This is a genomic window from Duncaniella muricolitica (assembly GCF_910574735.1).
Classification (GTDB): Bacteria; Bacteroidota; Bacteroidia; order Bacteroidales; family Muribaculaceae; genus Duncaniella; species Duncaniella muricolitica.
Genome location: NZ_CAJTCF010000110.1, coordinates 1 through 9,553, shown reverse-complemented (window position 1 = coordinate 9,553; position 9,553 = coordinate 1). Strand labels below are relative to the sequence as shown.

12 protein-coding genes and 2 pseudogenes are annotated in these 9,553 nt (G+C 51.3%); 2 read left to right on the top strand and 12 right to left on the bottom strand.

The genetic code is table 11. The features are described 5' to 3' along the window. Positions 1-127 precede the first annotated feature (127 nt). A pseudogene (locus tag QGT73_RS17580) lies at positions 128-256 on the top strand (DUF6956 domain-containing protein); the annotation flags it as partial. Between the two features lie 53 nt (positions 257-309). Continuing rightward, a complete protein-coding gene (locus QGT73_RS16235) occupies positions 310-618 on the top strand; it encodes a hypothetical protein (RefSeq protein ID WP_004304290.1) in 309 nt (102 codons plus the stop codon). 33 nt (positions 619-651) lie between these two features. On the opposite strand, the gene QGT73_RS17445 is transcribed toward QGT73_RS16235, so the two are convergent. The 12 genes and pseudogenes from QGT73_RS17445 to QGT73_RS16180 form a co-directional block, all read right to left on the bottom strand. After that, positions 652-1,041 (bottom strand): hypothetical protein, encoded by a 390-nt coding sequence (locus QGT73_RS17445; RefSeq protein ID WP_004291527.1) that lies wholly within the window; start codon positions 1,039-1,041, stop codon positions 652-654. A gap of 64 nt (positions 1,042-1,105) precedes the next feature. After that, positions 1,106-1,633, bottom strand: a complete 528-nt coding sequence (locus QGT73_RS16230; protein WP_004291526.1) for a glycoside hydrolase family protein — start codon at positions 1,631-1,633, stop codon at positions 1,106-1,108. Beyond that, positions 1,630-2,133 (bottom strand): DUF3872 domain-containing protein, encoded by a 504-nt coding sequence (locus tag QGT73_RS16225; protein ID WP_004291525.1) that lies wholly within the window; start codon positions 2,131-2,133, stop codon positions 1,630-1,632. Before QGT73_RS16225 ends, QGT73_RS16230 begins: the two co-directional genes overlap by 4 nt. Then, the gene (locus tag QGT73_RS16220) at positions 2,130-3,032 is read right to left on the bottom strand and encodes a toprim domain-containing protein (RefSeq protein ID WP_004291524.1); all 903 of its coding nucleotides are present in this window, start codon (positions 3,030-3,032) and stop codon (positions 2,130-2,132) included. Before QGT73_RS16220 ends, QGT73_RS16225 begins: the two co-directional genes overlap by 4 nt. A 7-nt stretch (positions 3,033-3,039) precedes the next feature. Then, positions 3,040-3,615, bottom strand: coding sequence for a conjugal transfer protein TraO (locus QGT73_RS16215; RefSeq protein ID WP_004291523.1), 576 nt, complete (start codon positions 3,613-3,615; stop codon positions 3,040-3,042). Between the two features lie 2 nt (positions 3,616-3,617). Continuing rightward, complete coding sequence (gene traN, locus QGT73_RS16210) at positions 3,618-4,604, bottom strand: conjugative transposon protein TraN (RefSeq protein ID WP_004291522.1); 987 nt, start codon at positions 4,602-4,604, stop codon at positions 3,618-3,620. 34 nt (positions 4,605-4,638) lie between these two features. Continuing rightward, positions 4,639-5,991 (bottom strand): conjugative transposon protein TraM, encoded by a 1,353-nt coding sequence (gene traM, locus QGT73_RS16205; protein ID WP_004291521.1) that lies wholly within the window; start codon positions 5,989-5,991, stop codon positions 4,639-4,641. Beyond that, a complete protein-coding gene (locus QGT73_RS16200; protein WP_018697145.1) occupies positions 5,972-6,259 on the bottom strand; it encodes a TraL conjugative transposon family protein in 288 nt (95 codons plus the stop codon). Before QGT73_RS16200 ends, traM begins: the two co-directional genes overlap by 20 nt. 27 nt (positions 6,260-6,286) lie before the next feature. Continuing rightward, on the bottom strand, positions 6,287-6,910 hold the full coding sequence (traK, locus tag QGT73_RS16195; RefSeq protein ID WP_004291519.1) for a conjugative transposon protein TraK: 624 nt from the start codon (positions 6,908-6,910) through the stop codon (positions 6,287-6,289). A gap of 31 nt (positions 6,911-6,941) precedes the next feature. After that, positions 6,942-7,946, bottom strand: a complete 1,005-nt coding sequence (traJ, locus tag QGT73_RS16190) for a conjugative transposon protein TraJ (RefSeq protein ID WP_004291518.1) — start codon at positions 7,944-7,946, stop codon at positions 6,942-6,944. 3 nt (positions 7,947-7,949) lie between these two features. Further along, a pseudogene (locus QGT73_RS16185) lies at positions 7,950-8,363 on the bottom strand (DUF4141 domain-containing protein); the annotation flags it as partial. A gap of 115 nt (positions 8,364-8,478) precedes the next feature. Continuing rightward, the gene (locus tag QGT73_RS16180) at positions 8,479-9,399 is read right to left on the bottom strand and encodes an HNH endonuclease (protein ID WP_280123128.1); all 921 of its coding nucleotides are present in this window, start codon (positions 9,397-9,399) and stop codon (positions 8,479-8,481) included. Positions 9,400-9,553 lie beyond the last annotated feature (154 nt).

Genomic DNA, 9,553 nt, shown 5'->3' with positions numbered 1-9,553 from the left:
TTATGTGAATAGTTTCTTCTGAAATATTTGATATTCTTATAGTTGGTTGTTAGCAATATGTAAGATTAATGTAAACTTTACATAATTATTCCCTATACATAACATAGTTTATGTAAATCTTTGCATAAATTACGAAAGCACACGTTTCACCGCCACCGACAGCCATACGGCAGTCATCACGAGCGAGTACAATATGGAATGTGTGAAAGAGTGGCTACAACGGCAGACCCCCATTTCCGAAATGCGAGAATTTTGAACGGGATGGCGGTGTCCGCACCGCCAATACTTAAAACCCTAAAAACAAAAGATATGATAGCCAAGACGATATTACAGCAGATAGGCGGAAAACGCTTCACCGCCATGACAGGTAGCCGTGATTTCATAGATATGGGCAACGGCTTACGGATGAGCCTTGCAAGGAACAAAACAAGTGCCAACCGCCTTGACATCATCTATGACGAAGGGGCAGACCTCTACAATATGCGCTTCTACCGCAGGACGTTCAGCAAAAAGACCTTTGAGTGCAAGACAAAGGACATTGCCGTACACGAGGGTATCTATTTTGATATGCTGGAGGAAATGTTCACGATGGTGACGGGACTTTACACACGCTTTTGAGTGGCGGGGCGGCGAGAGCCGCCCTACTTTCTTTCAGTGAGCATGATGGCGGACAAAGAAAGTAGCAAAGAAACCTTTGTCCAATCTGCGATAACTAAAAAATCCGCAAGTAAAACTTGCGGAGGCTATATATTGGGTCGTTATTTTTTGGTGGAGGGGAATGATAATCTCGAACCGTTGAACTACACATTTCTGCTTCGTCTCCATTTCCCCCAACGATTTGATACGTTCAATCATTTTTGTTGTTCCTTTCTGAATTTTCCTAAATACTTTCTTCATAATTTCGCTATACTTTTTATGGTTAATAACTATGTTTTGTATTGCTCTCACAACACTTACAACTTGAAGTGTTATTTGGAAACCGATAGGCAAAAATGGCTCAACGATGTCAATTAACGAGAAAATCCTACGATAATCTATCAAGTGATAGAGCAAAAGACGTGCCAAGTTAAATATGGCACGTCTTTTGCCAGTTTTGTCAGTCCTTTTATGGGATATACAACAGCGCAAACTCCGCCTTTCTCCGTTTGAGCAGCATGGCGTGGCGTTTTCCTTTGTAGTTGCAGAAGGCTATATACTCACGGTAGATGTTCCTGTCACCAGCTTCCAGCTTCTTGATTAAGGTGCTTTTGGGGATTGTTTTGCTGCCTAACAGCTTCGCCGGTCCCACATTGTAAGCTAACGTGCCAAGCAAAATCGAATCAACCCCGAATTTACGGAACATGGCGACAAATTTGCGCAGGTCTTTCCGCAAAAGTTCATCCGCATCCCGTTTTGTCATGGTTCGTGCCGAATACTTCTCGTTTGGCAAAAGTTTGTGACCCCAACCGACGTATGGGTAGTGTTTTTCTGAGTGCCAGCCTTCAAAGTAGCGGCAGCATAAAAAAGCACGTTCCATAAGCGGCAGTCGGTAGATTGCCGCCTGCCCGTCCGTTCCCTCTTGGCGGCTGATCTGCGCGGACACAGAACAGACCGTCAGAAGTGAACAGAGCATTGTCATGAATACACGCATCATTTCAACAAGGGGCTGAAGTTGCCGATGGGAACGATGGTAAGATCGTCGTCCTTTACATTCCTGTTGTTGAAGTCAAATTCCAGTTCGTAGGAGTTGCTAAAGTTATCCTCCACCACCACGATGAAATTATGCGCCTCATCACCCGCCGCCGTGTAGTACAGGCGGAATTTTTCGTTCTCCAGCAGGTAGCGGTCGTTAGGCAGGAAGGTGATGCCGTTATCCATTTTGAGCGAGCCTTCCCCCTCGAACTGGAAATAGCGGATGGTATAGAGCGTACCCGAAAAGTCGCCCTCCTTTTTCAGTTCACAGCGGATTTCCACTGTCTGCCCCTTTACTACCTTGTTCGGCACGGGCATGACCTCCACCGTGAAGGGATAGGACTGCTGGATGTCCATGTCATCGTCACATGACACGAGGGTGAATGACATGGCGGCTATCAGGCATAACGCCACTGCCTTGAATATTGATGTTCTCTTGTTTCTGTTGTTCAGTATGTTCATTGTTCTTCGATTTTTAGATGGTTGTTTTTCTGTTTTTTCGTTGTCAGTTGCAGGTACTCGTTCAAGTCCTTGCAACCGTCATAGAGGGAGGAACGGTCGGTGACACGTTCCCCGTATCGCATGGTAAGTGCGGCAAGCGTCCGCCGTCCGGCTTCGTCACGGTCGAGGAAGCAGCCGATGCGCCCGTATCCGTCCAGCAATCCCGCCGCCTTCTCCACGTTGGCGACTGAGTTCAGCACAAGACAGTCAGCGTTACCGGTTACACCAAGCGTCACGGCAGAGAGAAAGTCCATGAAGCCCTCGAACACGAGGCACTCGTCAGCCGGGATGTCATTCGCCTTTACCAGTGATACAGACTTCGGAGGTATGCAACCCTTGAAATATCGGCTTCTGACTTCATAGCCACCTGCCATGTTCGGAAAGCCAACGGCAAAATACCGTTTCCCACGCACACCGTAGTTCAAGCGGCAGCAGTGACGGGATGCGATGGCGTAAGGGATGCCCCGTTCCTCTAAATACTCCGTCAGCAGTGAGCGGAGCAGCGGAGCGACCTCCACATCCTCAAAAACGGATTCGGTCGGCTTCGAGAGATAGACGGGCTTTTCCCATCCGGCAACCGTCATATTGGCGGCTTCCGCTATGAACTTCGCTTGCTTCATGAAGTCATCGCTTTGCAGAAACTCCCCGGCAAGCGTGAAGATGTCGCCGCCCTTGCCCAAACCGAAGTCGTACCAGAGCTGTTTCGCCACGTTCACACGGAAAGAGGATGTGCGCTCGCCCCTGTACGGGGCAAGATACCACAGCTCGTTACCGCTCCTTCTGACAGGCTCATGCCCCAGCCGTGCGAGAAAATCCGCAAGCGGCATCCTTCTGACAGCATCTATTTCCGTCCTTTCCATGCCCGTGTCAGTTGATGATGAACTTGATACCGACCCCGAACTGCGTGTGGAACTTCCGTGTGTCGCCACCCCAAAGGCAACGCTCCCGCAGGTTGGCAAGCAGGGCGATACGGTCTGCCACGTAACACTCCACATCGAGCGTCAGCGCACCGCCGTAGATGAAGGCGTCCCGGTCGTGCAGCGTGGAGCCGTCATGCAGCACCTTCTTCCCCCAATTTACCGCCTCATATCCGGCGAGAGCCGAAGCCCCGGCATAGACGAAAACAATCTTTCGGGCGTCCGACAGTATCTTGAAGTAATAGCCGCCCTCCGCCGTGAACTGCGCCACGGGTATCTTGGTGTCCTTGTAGGGATTGTTCTTCAACAGGTATTCGCCACCGAACACCCACTTGTTCCCCTTCTTCGTGTAGGTGGAGAGAGCCGCCCCGAAGCTGTACCCGCCGTCCTTGCCGCCGAGATTGAAGCCGTCCGCCATGTCCGCCCTCACCTCGATGCCCTGCATCTTCGGCAGACACCGCTGGGCGTGCGCCTGCCCTGTAAAAAGGGCAAGCGACGCGATGATTATTGCGATGTACTTTCTCATGGTCAGCGTACTTGAAGTTCGTTGATGGTACCCGCGCGTACCAAATCCTCGTTCTCAATCACGAAGGACTGGTGACGGCCGCCGTTCTTCTCGTTCAATTCCACCACGAGGCACTTGTCATCGGGGATGGTGAACTTCGCCATCGTGAAGACCGTGCGCTCGCTCTTTTTGCCCGGCACGAGGGTGGCGTAGTTCTGCGCGCGGAGCGGCAGAATAATCTGCTCCTGCACGGCAGTACGCTTCGCAACCTTCTTGTCCACGATTTTCCAAGTGATGTAGTCCACATCGAAAGGCACGTTGCTCTGGTTCTTTATCTCCGTGTGGAAATAAAGCAAGCCGTTGTGCGTGTAGATGCCTTTCAACAGGTATTGGATGCCGAAACGCTTGCAGCCGATATGCTTCACCTCGCGCTTGTTCTGTTTGTGGATGGACTTCATGATAAGGCGCACCAGCATCGGGCTTTCGCTGCCCAGCTCTTTCAGATAGATTTCCTGCGCGTTGTTCGGGCGGTTCACCGTGCTGCCGTCATGGATGAAGTCGCACATCTCCACGTTGAGCAACAGCGGTTCGGCGGCGTACTTCACGTTGAAGGTGTAGAAACTGCCGTCCTCCGTGATGACGGACATATTCGTTTCGTTGGGAAAATTCCTTACGGTAGCCTTCACACGGATGATGTTCTCCGCTCCGTCGGCTTTCCCGGCAATCAGGTCGGGCGAGCCTAAATCGACATAGCGCACCTCCGCCGGAAAAATGACGTGGACGGTCTTGTCGTAGGTCACTTCCAGACCGTGCGGCGGTATCATGCGGTCGAAGGTCAGCTTGCGTGACAGCCCGTGATATAGGTCGCCGTCCGCCTCCTTCTGCGGATAGACCTCCTTCGTCAAGGTCGGTTGTTCACTTCCGTTGGTCGTTTCAACGGTTACATTCTCCTGCGCGTTGGCAGTTATGATGCCCATAGCGAGGGCAAACATGATGATTACTTTTCTCATTACTTTTGGATTTTAGTGGTAATTTTTATTGTTTTCAATATTTTTCTTGGTAAAGCATGACCCTGTACCCGGCTTTCAGATGCACCTTGACGGTTCGCATCTTTTTGGCGATGTACTGGCTCGTGCCTTGTATCAGCCCCTTGCCCAAGTCGGAGGCGAGCTGCGCCCCGGCATTGGTGGAGATGTTGATGCTGCTTCCCAGCGAGCCGCCCATGTTGGCGGCGACCTCCCGGACGGCGTTCATCTCCATCGAGTTCGGGATGAAGATGCCGGGCTGTCCGTCCGTGTCATAGACCGCAAGCTCCACGGGGATAATCGTGCCGTCGTATTCCAGCGAGGTAATCTCGATGTCGAGCCGCTCACCCTGTATCTTGCCCGTGCCGACCACCACCGCACCCCGGGGTATTGTCCTGCCTGCCACCGCCATAGGCTCCAGCAGGCGCAGCCTTACCGTCTGCCCGTCCGTCACGCTCTGCGCCCCATGCACGCACGCCGGTATGGTGTTCCTGTCCAATACCTCCGCCGTGCCGACAGCCGTGTTGAAACCCCGGTTGCGTTCCTGCGATAAGGCGGCGACAAACTCCGCGTTACTCATAGGCTGTGAGAGTGAAGAAACTACTTGATGCTCCACCTGTCTGATAGGCATTGCCTTGTTCTTCTTCCCTTTCTGCACGGTAGTTGGCTCTGCCCTCTGTTCCGCCGATGGCTGTCCTCCGTTCTGACCGCCCATGTACTTTGCCGCCAGCTCGTAGGACTTCTCCATAAGAGCCACCTGCTCGTCCATAGAGGAAGCCTTGCCCCTCTCGCTTTCCAGTTCCGACTCCAGCGATGCGATGCGCTCCAACAATTCGTCCATCTCCGCATTGTCGTTTTTCGGCTGGTCGTAGAAGTTTCCGAGCGTGGCGTTCAGGTCACGGTAGGCGGCTGCGGAGGACTGGATGGTCTGCGGCGTGGCTGGCTTTGCCCTTTCTTCCTTGCCGCCCGGATTGGCGAGGTCGAAGTCCACTCCGTTCTCCGTTCCCGCTATCTCGCGGTCGAACATGTCGCCCAGCTGCCCGATGGCACGGTTGCGGCTCTCCTGACGCTCTTCCATCTCCCCATGCTCGTAGGCTTTCAGCTTGTCGCCGATAATCTGCCGGTTCGCCTTGTCAGCGTCGGGCATCTCGGTGTTGTATCCGTCCGTTCCCGGCGGTTGCTCCTTGCCGGAGGACGGGGCGAATATCAGCCACATCGCCCCGATGAACACCAACACCATAGCGGGCAGCACGATCATCTTCTGCCGTTTCAGCCGTTGCGCCTCTGTCAGCGGTTCGCGCTCCTTTTTCGGTTTCCCCGTTTCGGGAGCAGCTTTGTTCTCTTTCGTCGGTTCATTCTTTGTCTGTTCCATATAAATAAGGTGTTAAGTGATTGCCTGTTTCCGCCGGGGTCGGCAGTTCCACCCGTCCGGCGTGTCCCGTTTCCATATGTGAGCCGTCGTTCCTGCCGATGTCATAGACGGCTCTGCCGAAGGTGTAAAGGGCAAGCACCGCGAAGGCGGCGAACATCCCCAGCACGATGCGGCGGCGTGTTTCCGGCGGCAAGCCGTCCAGATACCCTTTGAGACTTGCCGCCAAGCGTTTCCGTTTGTCGTGGAGTTTCCAATACATGCCCCACATTGATTTTCTGATACTTTTCATGTCCTGTTACCGTTTGATAGTCTGTAAATCCTTGTTCTCAATGATGGTGAAACCCTCGATGGTAAAACCGTTCGGGTTGTCATCCGACCGCGATGCGTTCAGCAGGCGGCAGGTGGTCACGAGGCTGCGCTCGGTGACGTTGCTCTGCCGGATGATTTTCTGTGTGGCGTAGGTCACGGCACGGTAGGGATAGGCGTTGAAGTCGCACACCACGCTGTCCACCTTCAGCACTTGGTTGATGTTCCCGGCGATGATGCGGTTGTAGTACCCCTTCTCCGCGAAGTCCGAATAATAGTGGTACACGCTCTTGTCCGCCAGCAGCAAGGCACGTTTCACGTTGTGTTCAATCGCGCTTTTTTCAGGTGATAGCGTGAAGAACATCTCGTGGAAACGGCGCACATGTTCCCGTGCCTCCGCCGGGCGGTTCTGCGACAAATCCTGAGACAAGGCGAGCATCAGGCTCTTGCCGTTGTCCAGCACATAGATTTTCTCCCGTTGCTTCTCTGCGAAACGGTAGGAGTTCCACACGCTCCACACCGTCACCACGGCGCACAGCGAGAGGAAGACGATACCGAACAGGCGTATCTGCCTGAACGACGATTCGATGTTTCTAAGTGATTTGAATTCCATTTATATTTTCCAATTTATGATTGCACATTGATTATTTCAGCAATTTGCCGACACGTCCGACTGCGTTTCCTGCGGCTGCACCCGCCACGCTGCCCGCCATGCTTCCGGCTCGTCCCGCCATCTGGTTCACGTTGCGACCGTAACCGCCCATGCCTCCGGCTTGGATAATCCAGCCCGCAACGGTGGGAATGGTAAAGTAGCCGATGATGCCGATGCAGAGGAATACGATATACACCCCGTCGCTCGAATCCAGCGAGAAGTTCGGGTCTGCCTGCATCCGCTCGATGTCGTTTTGCAGCATCAGAACCTGTATCTTCGCCAGTATGGTGCTGAACATGTCCGATACCGGTAGCCACAGATAGACCTGTATATAGCGGCATATCCACTGCGTGAGCGTGTTTTGGAAACCGTCCCATACCGACAGGGCGAAGGCTATCGGACCGAGAATCGCCAGCACCACGAGAAAGAAGGTGCGGACGGTGTCTATCACGAGGGCGGCGGCTTGGAACAGCAGTTCGAGTATCTCGCGGAAGAAGTCGCGGATGCTCTTCTTCATGTTGTACATTCCCCGGTCGATATACATTCCCGCCATCGTCACCATGTCGGAGGGCGACCAGCCGAGTTCCTCCAGTTGCTTGTCAAATTCCTCGTTGGACACGAGGTAGGCGGTTTCGGGGTTGCGTACCATCGCCTCGTATTCCAGTTTGTCCTTCTGCTCCCGGTATCGGTTCATGTCCAGCGTTTCCGCCTCCAGCATCTTTGCCGTGCCCTGTACGACGGGTGAGAGGATGCTGTTTATCGTGCCCAGCACCACAGTCGGGAAGAACATGATGCACAGACCGATGGCAAAAGGACGGAGCATCGGGAATACGTCTATCGGTTCAGCTCTCGCCAGCGACTGCCATACCCGGTAGGCGACGTAGAACAGCGCACCCAGCCCGGCGATGCCTTTCGCCACACCAGCCATGTCCCCACACAGCGGCATCATCTGCTCATAAAGTGAACGTAAAATCTGATGAAGGTTGTCGAACTTCATAGGCTACCAGTATCTTTCGTTCATGTTCCCGTACAGCCCCATGATGCGGTCGAGGTCGTTCTTCTTTTTCGCACGCAGGTAACTCACGGAGATGTTCTTGTTCGTGTAGTAGCTCACGAGGTTGCGGTAACGCTTCATCTTCGAGTGGCAGCGTTCCACCACGTCCATGCGCTCCTTGTCGGTCATGGAGAGCGTGGTGATGTTCACCACGTTCCTGAGTTCCGTCAACACTTCGTTGCTTTCCTCCAGCAGTTTCGTGTAGCCGAAAGCGATTGCGGAAAGCTCTTCGGGTCTGAAATTCCCGTCACGGAGCATCCGTTGGAAACTGTTCACATAGATGTCTGTGATGTCGCCCACCATCAGGATGGTCTGCTGCACCTTGCGGGCGTCCTTGACCAGATTGTTCACCGATTTGAGGGGTAGGCTAAGCATCCAACGCCCTGCCGTATTACTACGGTGGGTTTTCGGAAGCTCGCCCCCAAACCGGACGTACACGTCTCCGCGTATCCGGCTTTCTACTAATAATATCAATCTATTCATTGTTACTGTGTTTTTTGTAGCACTTACCACATATGGCAATAGTCTTTCGTTTGCGAGCCATCATTTGTTTTTCGCAGGTAGTTTTCCCTTGAAGATTTTTTAATTTTCTCACATGGTGCATCACTAACTTATCGACTGCTCCACATAATTCACATTTTTCCGCTTTCAGCCTATCTATAAGACTTGTGTTTGTAGGATGATATGTGAATTTGGGCAAGTTGTCTAAATCCTTAATGTTCATTGGATTTTTCTTTTTGAACCCACCATGATAAAAGGTCAAGTCTTTGGCAGTACCGTTCTTTAAATAGTATCTAACTGAAAAAAGTCCATTCTTGGTGTACTTTTTTCGGATTTGCGACATCGTTGTCCGATATTTCTGCGCAAATGTTTTGTACATACTATATTTCATGATATACCCAAGTTTTGACAGACTACTACAATTATTAGCCAAACAATAGTAATTGTAAATGCCCTTTATTTCCTTGTTGTACCTGTCAAGTATCTCAAAGTCATTGTTGTTTGAAAGTTTGGGACGGGATTTTGCTTTCCAATACTCCTTGCCGTTGTGTATCTTTATTTCTAAAACACGATATTCGAGCAACTTTTTCTTAAACGTATCCTTTCCAAGTGCCAATTGTATCCTCTTATTGAAGACACGTCTTAGTACTCCGTATTTGCTTCTTTTGGTGTCATTGGATTTCCTTACAAAAATCTCATATCCGAGAAATTTTGCAGCGTTTTCAGCATGGGTGATAAGTGTTTTCTCATCGGACAGTGTAAGAGCCAACTTTTCATAGAGGAAGTTCTTTATGTCCTCTTTGATGATGATAGCATCTTGTTTACTGCCAATAATTCCAATTAGAAAATCATCCGCATATCTCACATATTTGAGTTTTCTGTAGTTCATATCCATTTCGTCACCATCAGAATACTGCAAACCTTCTTTTTGATAAGCCTTATATTGAAGTTGTCTTGACTTATTTTAAACATACAAAATACAATAAGGAGTGTTAAGTGTAATGAGCAAAAACACACCTAAACACTCCTTGAATTGATAGAACTCATAG